Here is a 22835-nt window from a genome sequence, read left to right as displayed (position 1 = left end):
ATCGCGTGCGAACATGACACGCTGGTGACATGGCCGAACAGTCCCTTCCTCCCGCGCTCACGTCCGAGATCAACGCCGTGCTGGACGAGGCGGGCGTGCACGCGGATCGGCGCCTGGTGATGCGGATGCTCCGGACCGCGCTGCAGCTGGGGGAGGACGGCACGGATCGCCTCGACCTCAAGATCGCCTCGGCGGCGCTGGCCGAGATGCGCGACGCCTTCCGTCTGTTCGCACCGTTCCGCGGTGTGCCGAAGGTGACGGTGTTCGGCTCCGCCCGCACGCGCCAGGACGACCCGCTGTACGTGCAGGCGCGGGACGTGGCCGCCGCGCTCGCCCGCGATGGCTGGATGGTGGTCACGGGTGCCGGCCCCGGGATCATGCAGGCCGCGGCGGAGGGGGCGGGCCCCGCGCTGTCGCTCGGTGTCTCCATCCGGCTGCCCTTCGAGGAGAAGGCCAACGCGGTCGTCGCAGGTCAGGACCAGGTGGTCGCGATGAAGTACTTCTTCACGCGCAAGCTGATGCTGATCAAGGAGTCGAGCGGGTTCCTCTGCCTTCCCGGCGGGTTCGGGACGCTGGACGAGATGTTCGAGCTCCTCACGCTCCAGCAGACGGGTAAGGCGGAGCCGACGCCCATCGTCCTGCTCGACGAGAAGGGCGGGTCGTTCTGGGAGGGGATGCGTCGCTTCGTCGACGAGCACCTCGCGCCGATGGGTGTGATCTCGGAGGGCGACTTCGATCGGGTCGTGATCACCGATTCGGTGGAGGCGGCGAGGGCGGAGATCACGGGCTTCTGGCGCAACTACGACTCGCTGCGCTGGGTGGGGGACGCGCTGGTGCTGCGGCTGCGCGCGGAACCGACCGAGGCCGAGGTGGCGGAACTGAACGAGGCGTTCGGCTCGATGCTGTCGGACGGTCGCATCGAGCGGACGCCGCCGCTGCCGCCCGAGGCGGCCGACGACGATCGCCTCGACCTGCCGCGTCTGATGCTGCACCTGGATCAGCGCCAGGTCGGCAACCTGTTCCGCCTCATCGGGGCGATCAACGCGCTGCCGTCCGCCCCGACCGCCTGACCCGCCCCCGCCCCTGCCGCGTGGCCGGGGTCTCCGACGCACGGTATCGTTGTACGGATGTCGCGCGTGCGATCAGGCGCGACGAGAGCTGAATAGGGAGGCCGTCATGGACATCGAACTGAGTCTGCTGCGAGGGATCGAGAAGGAGAAGGCGATCCCGTTCGACGAGCTCGTCGCGATCATCGAGCAGGCGATCCTGACCGCGTACTCCAAGCACGTGTCGCCCGAGGGGGCGGCGCCCGAGGGCGTCCGCGTCGAGCTCGACCGTACGACAGGGCACGTCGCCGTGCTGCAGGTCGTCCGTGACGAGGAGGGCGCGGTCATCGGCGAGGAGGACGCGACCCCCGACGACTTCGGACGTATCGCCGCCTTCGCCGCCAAGCAGGTCATCAGCCAGCGCCTCCGGGACATCGCCGACGACGCCGTGCTGGGCGAGTTCAAGGGGCGTGAGGGCGACATCGTCGCCGGCGTCATCCAGCAGGGGCCCAACCCGCGGATGATCCACGTCGACCTCGGCTCGGTCGAGGCGATCCTCCCGCCGGAGGAGCAGGTGCCCGGCGAGGAGTACACGCACGGCTCGCGTCTGCGCGTGTACGTCACGAGCGTCGCCAAGGGGCTCAAGGGGCCGCAGATCACCGTGTCGCGCACCCACCCGGGCCTCGTCCGCAAGCTGTTCGCGCTCGAGGTGCCGGAGATCGCAGCCGGACTGGTCGAGATCGTCTCGCTCGCGCGGGAGGCCGGTCACCGTACGAAGATCGCCGTGCGCGCGAACGACCCGTCGATCAACGCGAAGGGCGCGTGCATCGGCGAGCTCGGGCGGCGCGTACGCGCCGTCACGGAGGAGCTGTCCGGCGAGAAGATCGACATCGTCGACCACGACCCCGACCTCGCGACCTTCGTCGCCCATGCGCTGTCACCGGCGAAGGTCACGAGCTCGTTCGTGCTCGACGCCTCCACCAAGGCGGTCAGGGCGCTCGTGCCGGACTACCAGTTGTCCCTCGCGATCGGCAAGGAGGGGCAGAACGCCCGCCTCGCCGCCAAGCTGACCGGCGCGAAGATCGACATCCAGCCGGACAGCGTCCTCGACTGATCGAACTCCGCGGCCCGCCACGCCCCGGGGCGGGCGAACGCGGACGGAACGCAGGTGTAAGATGGATCCCGTACGAATGTGCGTCGGTTGTCGCACGCGTGCTCCCCGCTCCGCCCTGCTCAGGGTGGTGAGCCAGAACAACACCCTCGTCCTCGATGAGCGTGCTGTCCTGCCGGGACGAGGCGCGTGGGTGCATCCGACACAGGAATGCATGGATGCCGCCCTGCGGCGCCGTGCTTTCGGACGTGCACTCCGTGTGTCCGCCACTCTGGACACGCAGACCATCGAACAGCATCCGCTGAGAACCAAAGGCTGAACGGCTATGGAAACAAAGTGAACGGCTCGAAATGAGACCCGTCCGCGACTAATGGTCTGCCCTGTCTGGGCAGACCGACCCAGACAGGAGAATTGTGGCTGGTAAACCACGCGTACATGAGATCGCCGCTGAACTCGGCGTCGACAGCAAGGTCGCCCTCGCGAAGCTCAAGGAGCTCGGCGAGTTCGTGAAGAGCCCGTCGTCGACGGTCGAGCCGCCGGTGGCGCGCAAGCTGCGCGCCGCGATCGAGGCCGACCCGTCGCTCAAGGCGTCCGGCGAGCCCGCGGCGGCCAAGCCCGGGCCCAAGCCCGCGGCGAAGAGCTCGGCACCGACCCCCGGCCCGAAGCCGGGACCCAAGCCCGGACCCGCGGCCCCCGCCGCTCCGGCACCCGCCGAGGCTCCCGCCGCCGCACAGGCTCCGGCGGAGAAGGCTCCGGCTCCCGCGGCTCCGGCCAAGCCGTCCGCTCCGGCTCCGGCCGCCCCGTCGTCGGGTGACGGCAACGCCCCGAAGCCCGGTGCTCCGCGCCCCGGCAACAACCCCTTCTCGTCGGCGCAGGGCATGGGGCAGCGCCCCGCCGGTCCCCGTCCCGGCAACAACCCCTTCGCCTCGGCGCAGGGCATGGGACAGCGGCCGACCCCCGGCAACATCCCGCGTCCGCAGGCGCCGCGTCCCGGGGCTCCTCGTCCCGGAGCGCCCCGTCCGGGTTCGCCCCGTCCGGGTGCGCCTCGTGGGGGCCAGGGCGGTCGTCCCGGTGCTCCGTTCCAGCAGCGCACGGGCGGTCCCGGTCGTCCGGGTGGCGCCGGTGGCGGTCCCGGTGCGGGCCCCCGTCCCGGTGGTGGCTTCGCCGGTCGTCCCGGTGGCGGCGGCGGTCGCGGTCGCGGCCCCGGTGGCGGCACGGCCGGTGCCTTCGGTAAGGGCGGCGGCAAGAGCAAGCAGCGCAAGTCGCGGCGGGCGAAGCGGCAAGAGTTCGAAATGCGGAGCGCCCCGGTCGTCGGCGGCGTCAACGTCACGCGCGGCAACGGCGAGACGATCCGCATGCGCCGCGGTGCGTCCATCGCGGACTTCGCCGACAAGATCGAGGCACTGACCGGATACACCGTGCAGCCGGGCACGCTCGTGACGATCCTCTTCAACCTCGGCGAGATGGCCACGGCCACCGAGTCGCTGGACGAGGCCACGTTCGAGGTCCTGGGTGAGGAGCTGGGCTACAAGGTCCAGATGGTCTCGCCCGAGGACGAGGACAAGGAGCTCCTCGAGGGCTTCGGTCTCGACCTCGAGAAGGAGCTGGCGGAGGAGAGCGAGGACGACCTCGAGATCCGTCCCCCGGTCGTCACCGTCATGGGTCACGTCGACCACGGTAAGACGCGCCTTCTCGACGCGATCCGTCAGACGAACGTCATCGAGGGCGAGGCCGGCGGCATCACCCAGCACATCGGTGCGTACCAGGTCTGGACCGAGCACGAGGGCATCGAGCGGGCCATCACCTTCATCGACACCCCGGGTCACGAGGCGTTCACCGCCATGCGTGCCCGTGGTGCCCAGGTGACCGATCTCGCGATCCTCGTGGTCGCGGCCGACGACGGCATCATGCCGCAGACGGTGGAGGCCCTGAACCACGCCCAGGCGGCGAACGTGCCGATCGTGGTCGCGGTCAACAAGGTCGACAAGCCCGAGGCCAACCCGGCCAAGGTGCGTCAGCAGCTGACCGAATACGGTCTGGTGGCCGAGGAGTACGGCGGCGACGTGATGTTCGTCGACGTGTCGGCTCGCGCGAACACCGGCATCCAGGACCTCCTGGACGCCGTGCTGCTCACCGCGGACGCCGGTCTCGACCTCACCGCCAACCCGAACAAGGCCGCTCGCGGTGTCGCCATCGAGGCGAAGCTCGACAAGGGCCGCGGTTCGGTCGCGACGGTGCTGATCCAGTCCGGAACCCTGCGGGTGGGTGACGCGATCGTGGCGGGTACCGCCTACGGCCGCGTGCGCGCGATGATCGACGAGAACGGCGAGACCGTCGAGGCGGCCGCGCCGTCTCGCCCGGTCCAGGTGCAGGGACTCAACTCCGTGCCCCGCGCCGGCGACGTCTTCATCGTCACCGAGGAAGACCGCATGGCCCGTCAGATCGCCGAGAAGCGTGAAGCGGTCGAGCGCAACGCCCAGCTGGCCAAGGCCCGCAAGCGCATCTCGCTCGAGGACTTCACCCGTGCTCTGGAAGAGGGCAAGGTCGAGTCGCTCAACCTCATCATCAAGGGTGACGTCTCCGGTGCCGTCGAGGCGCTGGAGGAGTCGCTCCTCAAGATCGAGGTCGACGACTCGGTGCAGCTGCGCATCATCCACCGCGGTGTCGGTGCGATCACCGAGTCCGACGTGAACCTGGCGACGATCGACAACGCGATCATCGTGGGCTTCAACGTCCGCCCCGACACGAAGGCGCGCGAGCGCGCCTCCCGTGAGGGCGTGGACATCCGCTTCTACTCCGTCATCTACAACGCGATCGACGAGATCGAGAGCTCGCTCAAGGGCATGCTCAAGCCGGAGTACGAAGAGGTCCAGTCGGGTGTCGCCGAGATCCGCGAGGTGTTCCGCTCCTCGAAGTTCGGCAACATCGCCGGTGTCATCGTGCGGTCGGGAACGATCACGCGCAACGCGAAGGCCCGCGTCATCCGCGACGGCGTCGTCATCGCCGATGGCCTGGCCATCGAGTCGCTGCGCCGGTTCAAGGACGACGTCACCGAGGTGCGCACCGACTACGAAGCCGGTATCGGCCTCGGCAAGTACAACGACATCCAGATCGGCGACGAGATCGAGACCACCGAGATGGTCGAGAAGCCTCGCGGCTGATCGGGTTCGATACCTTCGGGCGGGGATGCTGAGGCGTCCCCGCCCGAAGGCCTCTGAAGGGAAAGAGCTATGGCAGGCGAACGACAGGCACGACTCGCGGACCGCATCCGTGTGATCCTCGCCGAGCGTCTCGAGAAGGGTCTGCGCGACCCGCGGCTCGGGTTCGTGACCATCACCGATGTCCGCGTGAGCGGAGACCTGCAGCACGCCTCGGTGTTCTACACGGTCCTCGGCTCGGAGGAGGAGCGCATCGCGAGCGGTGCCGCCCTGACCTCGGCGACGGGCATGCTGCGCAGCGAGGTCGGCCGACAGCTGAGCACGCGTCTCGTGCCGACGCTCGAGTTCATCCCGGACGCGCTCCCGGAGAACGCCGATCACATCACGGCGCTGCTGCGTGAGGCGCAGGAGCGGGACGCCGAGGTCGCGAAGCTCGCCTCCTCTGCCTCCCCGGCCGGCGACGCCGACCCGTACCGTTCGGGGGACGACGAGGACTGATCCGTTTGATACCCTCGGGTCCGCGGGGATGACATCCGATGGACCTGGGGGATCGGCATTCCAGCGACGGTATCGAGCGACGGCGGTGTCGTCGCGCCCGCGATCGTGGAGCTGCTGCTCCGCGATCTTCTCGCGCGCGAACTGGTCTGCGCGCCGCACGTGGTGGCGCGACTGGCCGCGCGTCTCGCCGCCGATCCGCCGAGCGTCGTCGAGGTCGCGGAGCGGCTGACGCCGGACCAGCGGCTGGGACGGCGCGCGCTGCCCTCACCCCTGCCCCTGACGCCCGCGGTCGAGCGTGCCTTCGCGGAGCTCGAGCTCTCGGAGCGTGACCGCACCCTGCTGCTCGCGCAGACACTGCGCAGCGGCGACGACCTCGGCACCCTGGTCGCGTTCGACGGCCGGTCGGTGCGGGAGCTGGCGGCCTCCCCGGTCGGCGCACTGCTCGTGATCCATGCGGGCCGGGTGCGACTGTCCGACCCGCGCCACTCGGTGTGGATTCAGGCGCTGTCGACCTCGGCGCGGACGGCGGAGGTGCATTCCCGGCTGGCGGGACTGCACGCCGCCCTCGGCGATGAGGACGCAGCGGCGTGGCATCGGGCGCGCGCGTCGTTGACCGGCGATCCCGCGGCCGCACGGACGCTGGTCGGTGCGGCGCGGAGACTGCTCAGCGCCGGACGGGAGGAGCGCGCGCTGGCTCTCGCCCGGGAGGCCGCGGCGCACGTGTCGGGCCACCGGCGGGACGGGGCGATGCTGCTCGCCGGACTCGCGGCCGTCGGCGCGGGGCTCGCCGGGGATGCCGTGCACGATCTCGGCAGCCTGTATCCCCGCGCGTCGGCGCGGCTCCGGGGACGGGCACTCGGGGGACTGCTGGTGGCGCAGACGTTCGTGCTGGGCGCGGTGCCGGATGTCGATCCCGCGCTGTTCCGACCGCGGAGCGCGAAGGGTCGGGCGGCGTGGCGCGACTGGACGAGAGTGGCCGGGCTCGCGGCGCTGCTGTGCGCGGAACGAGGAGACCGGGCCCCGATGCGCCTGTGGCTCGACGCGGTGCGCGAGGGAGCCGCGGTCGTCGGGGCCGAGACCGACCTGCGGGAGCCCGTCGTCGCCCTGTGCTGGCTTCTCGCGGGGGACAGCGAGGTCGGCGATGGAGAGGGTGAGGGGCCGCTGTGCGGAACCCTGCTCCGGGCGCTCCGACTCGCGGCTCGCGGTGACATCGAGCAGGGGCTGCGCCTGCTGCGCGACGACTCGCCCCTGGCCGATCTCGAACCGGACCATCTGGTGCCGGGGCTCGAGCGCAGTCCGCTCGTGCGCGCCTATCGGGTGGTGGCCGAGACGCTGCTGCTGGTGTGGCGTGGTGACATCGGCGCGGCGCGGGAGCGGCTGCTCCGCGCCGCGGTCGAGCTCCCGGTCGCGCTTCCGTTCGCGGGACTGGGGGTCGTCCTCGCGCGGCGGCTCGATCTCGCCGTGCGGGGGGAGATCGGACCGGTCGCCCACGCCCTCACGGCCGTGCTTCCGGCAGGGGGAGGCGTCGACGGGTTGGTCGACCGCGGGATCGAGGCCTTCCTGGCGGGCGCGATGGACGCGGCGGGGGCGGCGGTGGAGCTCTGGCGCGACGGCGGGGCTCCGGAGCCGGTGCTCGGTGTTCCCGGGCTCGAGGAGGTGGCTGTCGCGGCGCAGGTGCAGCGCGCGGCGTCCGGGCCCGTCACACCTCCGGATCTCGCGGTGGCACGCGACCTCCGGGTGCGCCTGCTGGCCGCGTCGGCCGGGAGCTGGCCGTCGGAGCGGGACGACGTGCGGGAGACGGCGCGCACGCTGCGCTCCCCGTTCGCGCGGGCGCGCGTCGAGCTCGTGCTGGGTCTGCAGCACGCGGTCCGTGACGACCATCTCGCCGCACGGATGCACCTGCAGCGGGCGGAGCGGCTGTTCGAGGCGGCGGGTGCGGACGCGTGGGCGCGGGCGGCCAGGGACAGGATCGATCGGCTCGACACGACGGCGGCGCAGCTCGTCCCCGCGCCGGAGCGGCTCTCGGTGTGCCGCAGCGTGTGGAGGCGGCGGCTCACCGCCCGTGAGCTCGACGTCGCGATGCTGGCCGTTCGTGGCGCCGGCAACCGCGAGATCGGTCGAGAGCTGAGCGTGTCGGTGCGGACCGTGGAGGTGCACCTCGGGCGCGTGTTCGCGAAGCTGGAGGTGCGCAACCGTGTCGAGCTCACGGCTCTCGCCCACCGCACCGAGCGTCACCTGTGATCCGGGGTCACCGGGGGAGCGTGAGCCCTTCGCCGTCGGTCTCGGCGAGGCCGTCCGCGATGAGGGAGTCGATCGCCCGGTCGCGCTGTCGGGCGTCGGGCCACTCCGGGATCACCGCGGCCAGGGGGACGGCGTCGGGGGCGGCGTCGCGGAGGAGGCGCAGCACCGTGCCGCGGGCCTGACGGTCCGATCCCTCGTAGGCGGCCTGGCGGCGTCGAGCGTCGCCGGTGTCCGGTCGACCGGCCGCCAGCCAGGCGCACTGCTCGGCGATCGGGCACACCTCGCAGCGCGGTGCCCGAGCCGTGCAGATCGTGGCGCCCAGCTCCATGGTCGCCGCGTTGAAGAGCGCGGCCTCCACGTCGTCGTCCGGCAGCAGCGCGTCCATGAGGGCGAGGTCGCGCCGGGACGGCGGCGCCGGGTGTGCGCGCCCCTCGACCGCCCTGGCCAGCACGCGTCGGGTGTTGGTGTCGACGACCGGGTGCCGATCACCGTACGAGAACACCGCGACCGCTCGTGCCGTGTAGTCGCCGATGCCGGAGAGGGCCAGGAGCGCGTCGACGTCACGCGGCACGACACCTCCGTGCCGCTCGACGACCTCGATCGCGGCGCGGTGGAGCCACAGGGCACGGCGCGGGTAGCCGAGGTTGGCCCATTGCTGCACGACCTCGGCGGTCGTCGCGTCGGCCATCGCCGCGGGGGTCGGCCACCGTGTCAGCCAGGCGTCCAGATGCGGGATGACCCGGGTGGCGGGGGTCTGCTGCAGCATGAACTCGCTGACCAGCACGCCCCAGGCGCCGAACTCGTCGTGGAACCGGCGGCGCCGCCACGGCAGGTCACGGGCGGCCGATCGGTACCATGACGTCAGGTTCGTCATCGTCGTGGGGGAAGACGGCGGAACGGGCACCCCGCCAGCCTAGGCGAGCGGGATCGGGAGGACCGGGCCGAGGGACGGAGCCGTCGTACGAGGTGCGCGGCTGACGCACGGACGGCGCACCACGCGTCGGTAGGCTGGAGGGATGGTCCCCTCCGGCATCCTCCTCGTCGACAAGCCCGGCGGGCTCACCAGTCACGACGTGGTCGCCCGCACGCGGCGGGCCTTCGGCACCCGCAAGGTGGGTCACGCCGGCACGCTCGACCCGATGGCGACCGGGCTGCTGGTGATCGGCATCGAGGGTGCGACGCGGCTGCTCACCTACGTCGTGGGTGCCGACAAGACCTACCTGGCCACGATCCGGCTCGGCGCCACCACGACCACGGACGACGCCGAGGGTGACACGCTCACGGTCGCCGAGTCTGCGGCGTGGTCGACCGTCACCGACGACGCGATCGCTGCCGGCGTCGCCGCGCTGACGGGGGAGATCTCCCAGGTGCCCAGCGCGGTGTCGGCCATCAAGGTCGACGGACGTCGCGCCTACGACCGGGTGCGCGCGGGGGAGGAGATCGTGCTCGCGGCCCGCGAGGTCACCGTCAGCCGGTTCGACGTGCTCGCCAGCCGTCGCGGCGAGGACCACATCGACCTGGACGTGATCGTGGACTGCTCGTCCGGCACCTACATCCGCTCCCTGGCCCGCGACCTCGGTGCCGCGCTCGGGGTCGGGGGCCATCTGACGGCCCTGCGGCGGACCAGGGTCGGCCCCTTCGACGCGGCGGACGCGGTGGGCGTCGACGAGCTGGAGGGCGCGCCGACGCTGACCCCGGCGCAGGCGGCGTCCCGCATCCTCCCGGTGCTCCCGGTCTCGGCGGAGGAGGCGAGGGACCTGCGGCACGGCAAACGCCTCGCGGGCCAGGCCGATCGGCTCTCCGGCGCCCTCGTCGCGGCGATCGATCAGGACGACGTGCTGGTCGGCATCGTCGAGAGACGCGGCGCCGACATCAAGAGCGCCATGAACATGCCGGAGGCCGTCCGATGATCCTGTGGTTCACGATCGTGCAGATCGCGGTGGCGGTCGCCGCCGGCGTCTTCTGCCTGGTGGCCGGTCTCGCGGGGCGCCGGCCGAGCGACTTCTCGGTCGGCGCGCTCGCACTCGTCGAGCTGCTGCTGATCGGGCAGGTCGTCGTCGCGATCGTCGCCCCGCTCTCGGGGAACCCGCCCACGGGCGATCCCCTCGAGTACTGGGTGTATCTGGTCTCCGCCGTGCTGCTGCCGATCGGCGCCGTGCTGTGGGCCCTGATGGAGCGCAGCCGCTGGAGCACGGTCGTGCTGGGCGTCGCGGCGCTCGCGATCGCGGTCATGCTGTGGCGCATGCAGGCCATCTGGACGGTCCAGGTCGCCTGACGGCGGGAGCCCCGCGGAGTCCGGCGTCCCGCCGCGGCTCTAGGATGGAATGCGCTATGAGCTCCACCGCCCCCTCCACCCGGATGACCGGAATCGGTCGTGTCCTCGTGATCGTCTACGCCGTCATGGCGCTGGCTGCCACGGGGCGCAGCTTCGTGCAGATCGTGCGCCGGTTCGACGAGGCGCCGCTCGCGTACACGCTGTCCGCCGTCGCCGCGCTCGTCTACATCCTCGCGACACTGGCGCTGATCTTCGCCCGGCGTCGCGGGTGGTACACCGTGGCGTGGGTCGCGATCGTGTTCGAGCTCACCGGCGTTCTCGTCGTCGGGGTGCTGAGCATCCTGCTTCCGGCGCTGTTCCAGCACGAGACCGTGTGGTCGCTGTTCGGCCGCGGCTACCTCTTCGTGCCGCTGGTGCTTCCCGTCTTCGGCATCTGGTGGCTGCGCACGCACCGCCCCGTCGCGGTGGAGCGCCCGGTGGAGGCCGTCGCGTGATCGTGTTCCGCAGTCCGGAGGAGGTTCCGGACGGCTTCGGACCCAGCGCGGTCGCCATCGGCAAGTTCGACGGGGTGCATCGAGGGCACCGCGCCGTGATCCAGCGGCTGAAGGACACCGCGGCCTCAACGGGGAGCCGGGCGGTCGCCGTCACCTTCGACCGCAATCCGCTCGCGGTCCTGCGCCCCGACCGGTGCCCCGAGAACGTCGTCACGGTGGAGCGCAAGCTCGAGCTGCTCGGCGAGCTGGGCCTCGACGCGACCCTGATGCTGACCTTCGACGAGGAGCTCGCCGCCCGCTCGGCGGAGGACTTCGTGGTGGACATCCTGGTGGGCGCGCTGCAGGTGTCGACCGTGTTCGTCGGCGCGGACTTCCGATTCGGGCATCGCGGGGCAGGCACACCCGAGCTGCTGCGCGAGCTGGGCCCCCGCTACGGCTTCACGGTCGAGGTGGTCGAGGACGTGTACCTCGAGGGGTCGTCGCGGCGCGTGTCGTCGAGCTGGATCCGCGAGCTGCTCGTGGACGGCGACGTCGCGGGCGCCGCGCGGGTGCTGGGGCGCTCTCCCGATGTGCGCGGCGAGGTCGTGCACGGCCTCAAGCGCGGCCGCGAGCTGGGGTTCCCCACCGCCAACCTCTCGACCATCGTCGACGCGTTCGTCCCCGCGGACGGCATCTACGCCGGCTGGCTGGTCGACCACGACACCGGCATCCGGCATCCGTCCGCGATCTCCGTCGGCACGAACCCCACGTTCGACGACGTGCTGGTCCGCCAGGTCGAGGCGCACGTGCTGGGAGAGACGGGGCTCGACCTCTACGGGCACGACGTGACGGTGGAGTTCGTGGAGCGGCTGCGCGGCATGGTGGCGTTCGAGGGCATCGAGAAGCTCATGTCGCAGATGGCGGCCGATGTGGCGCAGGCTGCGGTGATCCTCGGCGTGGAGTCCTGACCGCTGCACCGCGATTCGGGCGCGCGGTTCCGCGGGCGGTCGGCCCGATGACATAGAATGGGAGCAGGCTCCCGCCGACCCGCGCACCGCCGTGAGCGCCGGAGGGAGACGATCCACGGTCCGCACGGTCCTGGCTCACGCCACACGCGGACGACGAGAACGGCCATCGGCTCCCTGGGGGCGCCGGGCCCTTCAGGCTCAGGAGGAGCATGCCGACCACGGCAACCGCCGCCACGCGGCGCAAGAAGACGTCCCGTCGCGACGACGAGGCACCCCTCATCCCGATCCTCGCGCGCAAGGTGCGCGAGATCGAGGCGAAGTCCCAGCGCGGCAAGCTGGGCCCGACGAACCGCACGAAGTTCCAGGTCATCGCGTTCCTGGTGCGTGAGGAGCGCGCGCGGGTCAAGGCCGACACCGAGATCACCGACGCCGCGCGCACCGAGCTGCTCAAGCGCCTGGACGGCGTCGCCACGATCCTCGCCAAGACGGCCGCGCGCGACACCTCGCTCATCCAGCTGCTGGAGGCCGACCAGGCCACGTCGCCCGTCGCCAAGCGCATGCGCCGCGACTGGCTGCTGGAGTCGGGCGCCGAGCTGCCGCCCGAGGAGCTCATCATCGCGGACCAGGCGCCCGTGCAGGCCCCCGTGGTGCCGGCCGCGATCGCCGAACGTCAGGTGACGCCGCCGTCCGTGGAGTCGCGACAGCTCGCCAACCCCTTCCTCGCGCCCGACCTCACGCCGCGCCCGGCCAGCACGCCCCGGCGCCGCCTCGACGGCTGGGAGCTGATGGGGCCGCTGTACAAGGCGTTCGAGACCGGCGCCGGCGGTGCGGCAGCCTCGATGGAGCTTCCGCCCGCGCCCGAGTTCGACCACGTGTCGCCCAAGGGCCTCGACGTGATGGTGCACCAGTCGCGCTTCCTCGAGGCGGTGCGCGCGGGGCACCGCAGCTTCCTGCTCGCGGATGAGCCGGGTCTGGGCAAGACCGCGCAGTCGGTGCTGGCGGCATCCGTCGCAGGCGCCTACCCGCTGCTCGCCGTGGTGCCGAACGTGGTGAAGATGAACTGGGCGCGCGAGGTGGAGCGGTGGACGCCGCAGCGCCGCGCGACCGTCATCCAGGGCGACGGCGACGACATCGACGCGTTCGCCGACGTGTTCATCGTCAACTACGAGATCCTCGATCGTCACCTGTCGTGGCTCGCGACCATCGGTCTGCGGGGCATGGTCGTCGACGAGGCGCACTTCATCAAGAACCTGTCGTCGCAGCGCTCCCAGAACGTGCTGTCGCTGGCCGCGCAGGTGCGTGAGCGCACGCCGGGACACGACCCGCTGATGCTCGCGCTCACGGGTACCCCGCTGATCAACGACGTCGAGGACTTCGACGCCATCTGGCGCTTCCTCGGGTGGACGAACGGCGAGAAGCCGGGACCGGCGCTCATGGAGAAGCTCGACGCGACCGGGTTCACGCCCGCCGACAAGGCGTTCTATCCCGAAGCGCGGGACGCGGTGATCTCGATGGGTATCGTGCGCCGCAAGAAGAAGGACGTCGCGGCCGACCTCCCGGACAAGCTCGTCGCAGATCTGCCGGTGCAGCTCGACGACGAGTTCGGACGCAGCATCCGTCAGGCCGAGCGCGAGCTGGGGGAGCGGCTGGCCGCGCGCTACCGCCGCATCATCGAGGCACGGGGCGATCGCGGGCTCCTTCCCGGCGAGATCGACGACGACATCGTGCGCCTGGTCGCTCAGAACGAGCTCGAGGAGTCGAAGGCCGCGGGCACCGGAGGCGACAACGTCTTCACGATGGTGCGCCGCATCGGTCAGGCCAAGGCACCGCTCGCGGCCGACTACGCGGCGCAGCTGCAGCGGTCGGTCGGCAAGGTCGTGTTCTTCGCGAAGCACATCGACGTCATGGACCAGGCGGAGGCGCACTTCGCCGCCGCGGGCATCCGCGCGGTGTCGATCCGCGGCGATCAGACCACGACCGTGCGTCAGCAGGCGATCGACGACTTCAACGGCGACCCGGACGTGGGCATCGCGGTGTGCTCGCTGACGGCCGCCGGTGTGGGGCTCAACCTCCAGGCCGCGTCGAACGTCGTGCTCGCCGAGCTCTCGTGGACGGCGGCCGAGCAGACGCAGGCCATCGACCGCGTGCACCGCATCGGGCAGGACGAGCCGGTGACGGCGTGGCGCATCATCGCCGCGCACACGATCGACACCAAGATCGCGGAGCTCATCGACCAGAAGCAGGGCCTCGCGGCCAGGGCGCTGGACGGCGAGGCGACCGAGGAGGCGGCGAGCGAGTCGGTGCAGCTGGCGGCCCTCATGCACCTGCTGCGCGAGGCCCTCGGCGGGAGCTGAGCCTCCGCTAAGAACGCGAGTTCTTAACGCCGGATTCGCCTCGGATCGGGCTTCGATCTCAAAGTTCGCGGATTCCGCGGGTCGGACGCGTCAAGATCCTGGTTTTTCGACGCGTCCGAATGGCGGCGGAGGGCGGCGTGCCGCTAGGGTCGATCCCAGGCACCGTCGCCTTTCCCCCTCCCGACACTCGAACCTCCGAAGGCAGCAGCATGAAGATCGGCATCCTGACGAGCGGCGGCGACTGCCCCGGACTCAACGCGGTCATCCGCGGCATCGTGCTCAAGGGCACCACCACCTACGACCTGGAGTTCGTCGGCATCCGCGACGGCTGGCGCGGGGTCGTCGAGGGCGACTTCATGCCCCTCACCCGGCACGAGGTGAAGGGTCTGTCGAAGGTGGGCGGCACGATCCTCGGCACGAGCCGCACCAACCCGTACGAGGGTGAGCGCGGCGGCGCCGAGAACATCGCCAAGACGCTCTACGGTCACAAGATCGACGGCATCGTGGCGATCGGCGGCGAGGGCACCCTGGCCGCGGCCGACCGGCTCGCGAAGGACGGCATCAAGGTGCTCGGCGTCCCGAAGACGATCGACAACGACCTGCGCGCCACCGACTACTCGTTCGGTTTCGACACCGCGGTGAACATCGCGACCGACGCCATGGACCGTCTGCGGACGACCGGCGATTCGCACCAGCGGTGCATGGTCGCCGAGGTCATGGGCCGTCACGTCGGCTGGATCGCGCTGCACGCCGGCATGGCCGCCGGTGCCCACGTGATCTGCATCCCCGAGGTCCCCATGTCCATCGACGAGATCACCGAGCTGGTCACGCGGGCACACGACCGCGGCCGCGCTCCGCTGGTCGTGGTGTCGGAGGGCTTCACGCTCACGGGCATGGAGGAGGCCTACAGCGACAAGGGCCTCGACGCCTTCAACCGCCCGCGCCTCGGCGGGATCGGCGACCTGCTGGCCCCGGAGATCGAGCGGATCACCGGCATCGAGACCCGCGCCACCATCCTGGGTCACATCCAGCGCGGCGGCTCGCCCTCGGCGTTCGACCGCGTGCTCGCCACCCGCCTCGGCCTGCACGCCGCCGACGCGATCGTCGACGGCGCCTGGGGCCAGATGGTGGCGATGCAGGGCACCGACATCGTGCGCGTGCCCTTCGCGGATGCGCTGGGCGAGCTGAACACGGTGCCGCGCTACCGCTACGACGAGGCCGCCGCGCTGTTCGGCTGACCCGCCGCGGCTCAGGCGTCGGCGAGGCCGAGCGTGTCGAGCAGCCAGGCGAGCTCGAACGCGCGCTCACGCCAGGAGTTGTAGCGCCCGCTCACGCCCCCGTGCCCGGCGACCATCTCGCACTTGAGGAGCACGTCGGTCGCCCCGGCCTCGCGGAGCCGGGCCACCCACTTGGCCGGCTCGACGTACAGCACTCGCGTGTCGTTGAGTGATGTCACGGCGAGGATCCGCGGGTAGTGCACACCCTCGCGCACGTTCTCGTACGGCGTGTACGACTTCATGTAGGCGTACACCTCTGCGTCGTGCAGCGGGTCGCCCCACTCGTCCCACTCGATCACGGTGAGGGGGAGCGACGGGTCGAGGATCGTGGTCAGGGCGTCGACGAACGGCACCCCGGCGAGCACTCCGGCGAACAGCTCGGGGGCCAGGTTCGCGACCGCGCCCATCAGCAGGCCGCCCGCACTGCCGCCCTCGGCGACCAGCTGCGCGGGCGTCGTCGTGCCCTCCGCGACCAGGTGCCGTGCGCACGCGACGAAGTCCGTGAAGGTGTTGCGCTTGTGCAGCAGCTTCCCCTCCTCGTACCACTGCCGTCCCATCTCGCCGCCGCCGCGCACGTGGGCGACCGCGAAGACCACGCCGCGGTCGAGCTCCGACAGCCGCGCCACGGAGAACCCCGGGTCGATCGAGTGCTCGTACGAGCCGTAGCCGTACAGGTGCACGGGGCGCGCCTCGGCACCCGGCTCCCCGAACGACCGCTTCCAGACGAGCGAGATCGGCACGCGGGTGCCGTCTTCCGCGGTCGCCCACTCGCGGCGCTGGCCGTAGGCGGAGGGCTCATAGCCGCCCAGGACGGCCACCTGCTTGCGCAGCACGAGCTCGCGCGTGGCGAGGTCGAGCTCGTACACCGTGCCTGGCGTCACGAAGGAGGTGTAGCCGAGCCGGAGGAAGGGGGCGTGCCACTCGGGGTTGCCGCTCACGCCGGCGGAGTAGAGCGGCTCGTCGAAGCGGAGCTCCTCGACCGCATCGGTCGCGTAGTCGAGCAGGCCGACCCGTTCGAGCCCCTCGCTGCGGTACTCCACGGTGGCGAAGTCCCGGAACGCATCGACCCCGAGGAGTCGCCGTCCCGGCTTGTGGGGGAGGATCACGCGTCGCTCGCCCTGCGGGTCCGCGACGGTCACCGACACGAGCTCGAAGTCCAGGGCGCCGTCGTTGTGCAGGATCAGCAGTCGGTCCTCGCCGTCGACCACGGCGTGCTCCAGCGAGTACTCCACACCCTCGCGACGCGGCCACACCAGCCGCGGCTCCGCGGTGATGTCGCCGGACAGGTCGACCAGGCGCTCCTCGCTCGTGATGCTCGACCCGACCGCGATCACGAGGTACCGGCGGCTGCGGGTGATCCCGGCGCCGAGCCAGAGCTTCTCGTCCGGTTCGTGGAACAGCCGCAGGTCGTCCGCGACGGGGGTGCCGAGGCGGTGCAGCCACAGGGTGTCCGGGCGCCAGGCCTCGTCGCGCGTGGTGTAGAGCACCCCCGTGCCGTCGGGGGTGAAGAAGGCGCTGCCGGTGTTCGGGATCTCGTCGTCGAGAGTGGTGCCCGTCGCGAGATCGCGTACGCGCACGGTGTAGAGCTCGTCGCCCTCGAAGTCGGTGGACCACAGGAGCTTCGTCGCGTCATCCGTGGTGTCGAAGGCTCCGAGCGAGAAGAACTCGTGGCCCTCCGCCTCGGCGTTGCCGTCCAGCAGCACGACCTCGCCGGGCACCGGGACGCCGGGCTCCAGGCGCGGGGGAGTCCAGTCGTCGGGCTCCGCGGCCGCGCGGCAGTGGATCGCGTACTGCGCGCCCTCCTCGGTGCGGCTGTAGTACCACCAGTCGCCGCGGCGGGTCGGCACCGACAGATCCGTCTCCTGCACGCGGCCCTTGATCTCCTGGAACAGGGTCTCGCGCAGCCCGGCCAGGTGGGCGGTCTCGGCCTCGGTGTGGGCGTTCTCGGCCTCGAGATGAGCGATGACCTCGGGGGAGTCCTTCTCGCGCAGCCATTCGTAGGGGTCTTCCACGGTGTCCCCGTGGTGCGTGCGGAACGTCGGACGGCGGGTGGCGATCGGGGCGTCAGTCACCGCTCCACGCTATCCCAGGTCGAGTTGACCGGCACGGGGGACGGTGGGAGGATTTACCGGGGCCGGTAAACGGAAGTCAAACCCACGGTGAACTCTTCGTTCGTCACGTCGATCCCGTCGACATTCCCTTTCCTCAAGACCGAAAGCGAACGGTGGAAACCGCAGCCCTCATTGTTGTGCTCGTCATCGCGCTGGCACTCTTCTTCGACTTCACGAACGGCTTTCACGACACCGCCAACGCGATGGCCACCCCCATCGCGACCGGTGCCCTGAAGCCCAAGACCGCGGTGCTGCTGGCCGCCGTGCTCAACCTCGTCGGTGCCTTCCTGTCTACGGAGGTGTCGAAGACCATCTCGGGCGGCATCATCCGCGAGGATGCGATCCTCGAGGCGGGGGCGCAACTGTTCCTGTCGCTCATCTTCGCCGGACTCATCGGTGCGATCACGTGGAACATGCTCACCTGGCTGCTCGGCCTGCCGTCGAGCTCCTCGCACGCGCTGTTCGGCGGCCTCATCGGCGCCACGCTCGTCGGCGCGGGCCTCGGCGGCATCGACTTCGGCGCAGTGCTGTCGAAGATCGTGCTCCCCGCGCTGATCGCCCCGATCACGGCGGGCATCATCGCGTTCGCGGCCACCAAGATCGCGTACTCGGTCACGCGCCGCTACGACGGCAAGCCGGACGGACGCGACGGCTTCCGCTGGGGTCAGATCTTCACGTCCTCGCTGGTCGCGCTGGCGCACGGCACGAACGACGCGCAGAAGACCATGGGTGTCATCACCCTGGCCATGATCACGATCGGCTGGCAGTCGGGAGCCCACCACGAGCCCGAGCTGTGGGTGATCGTCGCGTGCGCCTTCACGATCGCGCTCGGCACGTACCTCGGCGGGTGGCGCATCATCCGCACGCTCGGCAAGGGGCTGACCGATGTCAAGCCGGCGCAGGGCTTCTCCGCCGAGAGCTCGACCGCAGCCACGATCCTCGCGTCCAGCGCGCTGGGCTTCGCGCTCTCCACGACCCAGGTGGCGTCCGGCTCGGTCATCGGCTCGGGGCTGGGTCGCCGCGGCTCGACCGTGCGGTGGCGGACGGCCGGACGCATCGGCGTCGGCTGGCTGCTGACGCTGCCGGCCGCCGGCGGTGTCGGTGCCCTCGCGGCCCTGCTGGTCGTGTGGCTCGGTCCCTGGGGCGTCGCGATCGATGCGGTCCTTGCGCTCGCGATCATCCTGGGCCTGTTCCTGCGGTCGCGGCGCAACGCGGTCACGCACGCGAACGCGATGAGCGATGTGGCGGAGTCGGGTCTCGCGATCGAGCTGCCGGACACGCCCCCGCCCACGCGCCGTCAGCAGCGCATCGAGCGCGCGAAGGCCGAGGCCAAGGCGCGTGCCGAGGCCAAGGACCGCGCGAAGGCCGAGGCGAAGAACAAGGCCAAGAAGAAGGCGGAGGCCAAGGCCGGTGCCAAGGCGGCGAAGACCGGCGCTGCACCCGTCGCCCCGCCCCCGGCCCCGGCGCCGGAGTCGGGCGCCGACGAGGCCACGATCACGCGGAACGGGGACTCGGCATGAGCGTCACGATCGACTGGCTCGCGTTCTTCCAGGTGTTCGCCGCCGCCCTCATCGGCGCCGCGGCCATCGTCACCTTCTACGCGCTGGGACTGCGGCTCCTGGTCCGCAGCGGCCGGGCCCCCGTCGTGAGCCCCGCCGAGTTCACCGACGCGATCACCGTGATCTCCGAGAAGGAACTCAAGCGCGCGGCCAAGCAGGCGGCCAAGGCGGCGAAGAAGAGCCCGCTCACCGAGGGACAGAAGACTCTCGCGCTCGTGGGTGCCTACGCGTGCTTCGTGCTGTGCGGTGCGGCGGTCATCGGCGGCATCCTCCTCCTCGTCCTCGGACACTGAGACCCCGCGGCCCTGGCGCGTCCGGACCCGGCGTCCGGGCGTGACCCTAGGCTGAGGTCATGTCCGCGGCACCCGGAACCCCGTACGTCTTCGGCAGGCACGACCCGGCCTCCCACGTCCTGATCCACGTGAGCGACCCGCACTTCCTCGCGGGAGGGGCACTGCTCGGCGGGAGCTACGACGTGCAGGCCTCGTTCGACCGCACCCTCGCGGCGATCCGCGCCGTGCATCCGGCGCCCGCAGCCATCGTGGTCACGGGCGACCTCGCAGACCTCGGTGAGCCCGACGCGTACCGGCGACTGCGAGCCGCGCTCGAGCCGGTCGCCGCGGACCGGGGCACACCGATCGTGTGGGTCGCGGGCAACCACGACGAACGCCCCGCGCTGCGCCGTGAGCTTCTCGACCGGGAGCCGACGGAGGAGCCGGTGACGGGCGTGTGGGAGCTGGACGGACTGCGGCTCATCGCGCTCGACACGAGTGTCCCCGGATGGCACCACGGAGACCTCGACCCCGGTCAGCTCGAGTGGCTGGCCGGACTGCTCGCGGAGCCGGCGCCGCACGGCACGCTGCTGGCGATGCACCACCCGCCGCTGCCGAGCCACCTGCCGCTGTTCGACATCCTCGAGCTGCGCCACCAGGACGAGCTCGCGGAGGTGATCCGCGGCACCGACGTGCGGGGGATCCTCGCGGGACACCTGCACTACTCCTCGCACGGGGTGTTCGCCGGCGTCCCGGTGAGCGTGGCCTCGGCGACCTGCTACACGATGAACGTCGCCCGGCCGGCACCCGACGTGAACGGCATGGACGCGGCGCAGTCGTTCCAGCTCGTGCATGTGTATCCCGACACGATCACCCACACCGTCGTCCCGGTGGTCGACGCTCCCACGGGCGACTTCTTCTCCTCCGAGTGGCTGGAGCGGATGGCCGCCCTCACGCCGGAGCAGCGGCTCGACGCGTTCTCCCGGAAACCGCCGCGCCGACCGGCGTAGACTGGTCGCATCCCCCACTTTTCCATTCGCCACGACCCACGAGGATGTGACATGGCTTCTGCCGCGCCTGCACTTACACGTACCGAGACCGATTCGCTGGGGAGCATGGAGATCCCCGTCGACGCCTACTGGGGGATCCACACGGCCCGCGCCGACGCGAACTTCCCGATCTCCAAGCGGCCGATCTCCGTGTACCCCGACCTGGTGATCGCTCTGGCGATGGTCAAGCAGGCCAGCGCGCGGGCGAACAAGGAGATCGGCGTGCTCGATGCCGAGCGTGCCGACCTGATCGACCGCGCGGCGCAGCGGGTGATCGACGGCGAGTTCCACGAGCAGTTCACGGTCGGCGTCATCCAGGGCGGTGCCGGCACCTCGACCAACATGAACGCGAACGAGGTCATCACCAACATCGCGCTCGAGATGGCCGGACGCGAGAAGGGCGACTACGCGTTCCTCTCGCCGATCGACCACACCAACCGCAGCCAGTCCACCAACGACGTGTACCCGACGGCGGTCAAGATCGGGCTGTCGCTCACGCTGCGGTCGCTGCTCGACGAGCTCGACGCCCTGCGCATCGCGTTCCTGGGCAAGGCGAGCGAGTTCCACGACATCCTCAAGGTCGGGCGCACCCAGCTGCAGGACGCGGTGCCGATGACGCTCGGCCAGGAGTTCCACGGCTTCGCCACGACGCTGGGGGAGGACCACAGCCGTCTCACCGAGAACGCCTCGCTCATGTTCGAGATCAACATGGGCGCCACGGCGATCGGTACCGGCATCACCACGCACGTCGACTACGCGCCGGCCGTGCTCAAGCACCTGCGCGAGATCACCGGGCTCGACCTGGAGACGGCGACCGACCTCGTGGAGTCCACGAGCGACACCGGCGCCTTCATGTCGTTCTCGTCGTCGCTCAAGCGCAACGCCATCAAGCTCTCGAAGATCTGCAACGACCTGCGCCTGCTCTCGTCGGGTCCGCAGGCGGGCCTCGGCGAGATCAACCTCCCCGCCCGCCAGGCCGGCTCGAGCATCATGCCGGGCAAGGTGAACCCGGTGATCCCCGAGGTCGTGAACCAGGTCGCGTTCGCCGTCGTCGGCGCGGACACCACGGTGACCATGGCGGTCGAGGGCGGACAGCTGCAGCTCAACGCGTTCGAGCCGGTCATCGCGCACTCGATCTTCCAGTCCATCACCTGGATGCGTCAGGCCATGTGGACCCTGCGGGTGAACTGTGTCGAGGGCATCACCGCCAACCGCGACCGCCTCGGGGCGATGGTGGGCGCGTCGGTCGGCGTGATCACGGCGCTCACCCCCTTCATCGGCTACGCCGCCGCGGCCGCGCTCGCGAAGACCGCACTGCTCACCAACCGCAACGTCGCCGATCTGGTGGTCGAGGCGGGCCTCATGTCGCGCGACGAGGTGACCAAGCAGCTCTCGCCCGCGCGCCTGTCGGGCCTCGAGGCCGTGACGGCGGCCATCCCGATCGTCACGCCCGACGACCTCATCCAGATCTGACCTGCGGCACGCCGAACACGCAGAAGGGGACGGGAGCCGCGGCTCCCGTCCCCTTCCGCGTGTCCGGTGTCAGTCGAGGATGCGGCAGTGCGTGGTGAGCTCGCCGATCCCGTCGATGCCGACCGTGACCGTCGAGTGGTCGCGGAGGAAGATCTGCGGGTCGCGCGAGTAGCCCGCACCGCCGGGGCTGCCGGTGGAGATGAGCGTCCCGGGCAGCAGCGTGAGCGACTGCGACAGATGCGCGATCAGCTTCGCGACCGAGCGCACCATCTGGTCGGTGCTCGCGTCCTGCACCGTGTGCCCGTCGACGACCGTCCAGATGTGGAGGTCCTGCGGATCGGGCACCTCGTCGGCCGTGACCGCGAAGGGACCGGTGGGCGTGAAGCCGTCGAACGACTTGCAGCGCGACCACTGCGCCTCGGAGAACTGGATGTTCCGCGCGGTGATGTCGTTCACCACGGTGTATCCCCACACGTGCGACAGCGCGTCGGCTTCGCTCACGTCTTTCGCGGGGGTGCCGATCAGCACGCCGAGCTCCGCCTCGTAGTCGACGGCTTCGCTGAGGCTGCGCGGCCAGGAGGTGACGTGATCGTGCCCGGTGAGGGAGTTGGGCCACAGCGTGAACACCGTGGGCGCAGCGTCGGTCTTGAGTCCGAGCTCGCTGGAGTGCGCGGCGTAGTTGAGGCCGACCGCGAGCACGGCGGGCGGGGCGAGCACGGCGGAGTCGAAGCTCCAGTCGCCCAGCGGGTGACGCGGAGCGGTGCCGTCGGCCAGGGCGGTGCGCAGCTCGTCGAGGGCGACGTCACCCCGCTCGATCAGCTGCTGCAGTGTGGCAGGAGCGTCGGACAGGAGATCGGAGACGAGGATGGCGTCCGTGTCGTCCACCACGGCGAGGACCGCGCGGGGGGAGTCGGGACGGCGCAGATGAGCGAACCGCATGGTTCTACGCTACCGGGTGGCTGCGGCGGGG

19 protein-coding genes are annotated in these 22835 nt (G+C 70.9%); 16 read left to right on the top strand and 3 right to left on the bottom strand.

Annotated features, from left to right (window positions below):
- Window positions 1-29 precede the first annotated feature (29 nt).
- From ACWGQ1_RS06330 to ACWGQ1_RS06305, 6 genes are all read left to right on the top strand, one after another.
- Window positions 30-1070 carry an LOG family protein gene (locus ACWGQ1_RS06330; RefSeq protein ID WP_247638666.1) on the top strand — a complete coding sequence of 347 codons (1041 nt, stop codon included), beginning with the start codon at window positions 30-32 and terminating at the stop codon, window positions 1068-1070.
- A gap of 106 nt (window positions 1071-1176) precedes the next feature.
- A complete protein-coding gene (gene nusA, locus ACWGQ1_RS06325; protein ID WP_136032885.1) occupies window positions 1177-2160 on the top strand; it encodes a transcription termination factor NusA in 984 nt (327 codons plus the stop codon).
- Window positions 2161-2221: 61 nt separating this feature from the next.
- Window positions 2222-2476 (top strand): YlxR family protein, encoded by a 255-nt coding sequence (locus ACWGQ1_RS06320; protein ID WP_136032887.1) that lies wholly within the window; start codon window positions 2222-2224, stop codon window positions 2474-2476.
- Between the two features lie 94 nt (window positions 2477-2570).
- Window positions 2571-5318, top strand: a complete 2748-nt coding sequence (infB, locus tag ACWGQ1_RS06315; protein WP_206251390.1) for a translation initiation factor IF-2 — start codon at window positions 2571-2573, stop codon at window positions 5316-5318.
- A 69-nt stretch (window positions 5319-5387) separates the two neighbouring features.
- Window positions 5388-5813 (top strand): 30S ribosome-binding factor RbfA, encoded by a 426-nt coding sequence (rbfA, locus tag ACWGQ1_RS06310; protein ID WP_136044326.1) that lies wholly within the window; start codon window positions 5388-5390, stop codon window positions 5811-5813.
- 105 nt (window positions 5814-5918) lie between these two features.
- Complete coding sequence (locus ACWGQ1_RS06305) at window positions 5919-8054, top strand: LuxR C-terminal-related transcriptional regulator (protein WP_452312552.1); 2136 nt, start codon at window positions 5919-5921, stop codon at window positions 8052-8054.
- 7 nt (window positions 8055-8061) lie between these two features.
- On the opposite strand, the gene ACWGQ1_RS06300 is transcribed toward ACWGQ1_RS06305, so the two are convergent.
- Window positions 8062-8928 (bottom strand): A/G-specific adenine glycosylase, encoded by an 867-nt coding sequence (locus ACWGQ1_RS06300; RefSeq protein ID WP_452312551.1) that lies wholly within the window; start codon window positions 8926-8928, stop codon window positions 8062-8064.
- Between the two features lie 142 nt (window positions 8929-9070).
- Between ACWGQ1_RS06300 and truB the strand changes: the two genes are divergently transcribed.
- From truB to ACWGQ1_RS06270, 6 genes are all read left to right on the top strand, one after another.
- Window positions 9071-9964 carry a tRNA pseudouridine(55) synthase TruB gene (gene truB, locus ACWGQ1_RS06295; protein ID WP_452312550.1) on the top strand — a complete coding sequence of 298 codons (894 nt, stop codon included), beginning with the start codon at window positions 9071-9073 and terminating at the stop codon, window positions 9962-9964.
- Complete coding sequence (locus ACWGQ1_RS06290) at window positions 9961-10329, top strand: hypothetical protein (RefSeq protein ID WP_452312549.1); 369 nt, start codon at window positions 9961-9963, stop codon at window positions 10327-10329. Before truB ends, ACWGQ1_RS06290 begins: the two co-directional genes overlap by 4 nt.
- A 56-nt stretch (window positions 10330-10385) precedes the next feature.
- Window positions 10386-10823: a hypothetical protein gene (locus ACWGQ1_RS06285; RefSeq protein ID WP_205812769.1), complete on the top strand. Its 438-nt coding sequence runs from the start codon at window positions 10386-10388 to the stop codon at window positions 10821-10823.
- Window positions 10820-11770 carry a bifunctional riboflavin kinase/FAD synthetase gene (locus ACWGQ1_RS06280; protein WP_452312548.1) on the top strand — a complete coding sequence of 317 codons (951 nt, stop codon included), beginning with the start codon at window positions 10820-10822 and terminating at the stop codon, window positions 11768-11770. Before ACWGQ1_RS06285 ends, ACWGQ1_RS06280 begins: the two co-directional genes overlap by 4 nt.
- 209 nt (window positions 11771-11979) lie before the next feature.
- Complete coding sequence (locus ACWGQ1_RS06275) at window positions 11980-14124, top strand: DEAD/DEAH box helicase (RefSeq protein WP_136037264.1); 2145 nt, start codon at window positions 11980-11982, stop codon at window positions 14122-14124.
- 209 nt (window positions 14125-14333) lie between these two features.
- Window positions 14334-15362, top strand: a complete 1029-nt coding sequence (locus ACWGQ1_RS06270; protein WP_136035092.1) for a 6-phosphofructokinase — start codon at window positions 14334-14336, stop codon at window positions 15360-15362.
- An 11-nt stretch (window positions 15363-15373) separates the two neighbouring features.
- Here the strand turns inward: ACWGQ1_RS06270 and ACWGQ1_RS06265 are convergent, their stop codons facing one another.
- Window positions 15374-17473, bottom strand: a complete 2100-nt coding sequence (locus ACWGQ1_RS06265; RefSeq protein WP_452312547.1) for a prolyl oligopeptidase family serine peptidase — start codon at window positions 17471-17473, stop codon at window positions 15374-15376.
- A 152-nt stretch (window positions 17474-17625) separates the two neighbouring features.
- Here ACWGQ1_RS06265 and ACWGQ1_RS06260 point away from each other — a divergent pair, with 152 nt between their 5' ends.
- From ACWGQ1_RS06260 to ACWGQ1_RS06245, 4 genes are read left to right on the top strand one after another with little or no spacing between them, the layout of a single operon-like run.
- A complete protein-coding gene (locus tag ACWGQ1_RS06260) occupies window positions 17626-19032 on the top strand; it encodes an inorganic phosphate transporter (protein WP_452312546.1) in 1407 nt (468 codons plus the stop codon).
- Window positions 19029-19364 carry a peptidase gene (locus ACWGQ1_RS06255; protein WP_136045664.1) on the top strand — a complete coding sequence of 112 codons (336 nt, stop codon included), beginning with the start codon at window positions 19029-19031 and terminating at the stop codon, window positions 19362-19364. Before ACWGQ1_RS06260 ends, ACWGQ1_RS06255 begins: the two co-directional genes overlap by 4 nt.
- Window positions 19365-19423: 59 nt before the next feature.
- Complete coding sequence (locus tag ACWGQ1_RS06250; RefSeq protein ID WP_136035084.1) at window positions 19424-20353, top strand: phosphodiesterase; 930 nt, start codon at window positions 19424-19426, stop codon at window positions 20351-20353.
- Window positions 20354-20404: 51 nt separating this feature from the next.
- Window positions 20405-21865 (top strand): aspartate ammonia-lyase, encoded by a 1461-nt coding sequence (locus ACWGQ1_RS06245; protein ID WP_136035081.1) that lies wholly within the window; start codon window positions 20405-20407, stop codon window positions 21863-21865.
- 69 nt (window positions 21866-21934) lie between these two features.
- On the opposite strand, the gene ACWGQ1_RS06240 is transcribed toward ACWGQ1_RS06245, so the two are convergent.
- Window positions 21935-22804 carry a fumarylacetoacetate hydrolase family protein gene (locus ACWGQ1_RS06240; RefSeq protein WP_247638671.1) on the bottom strand — a complete coding sequence of 290 codons (870 nt, stop codon included), beginning with the start codon at window positions 22802-22804 and terminating at the stop codon, window positions 21935-21937.
- Window positions 22805-22835 lie beyond the last annotated feature (31 nt).

The sequence above is a fragment of the Microbacterium sp. NPDC055599 genome, from assembly GCF_053618975.1.
Note: the sequence above shows the minus strand (reverse complement) of the source record. Positions and strands in the feature narration are given on the sequence as shown.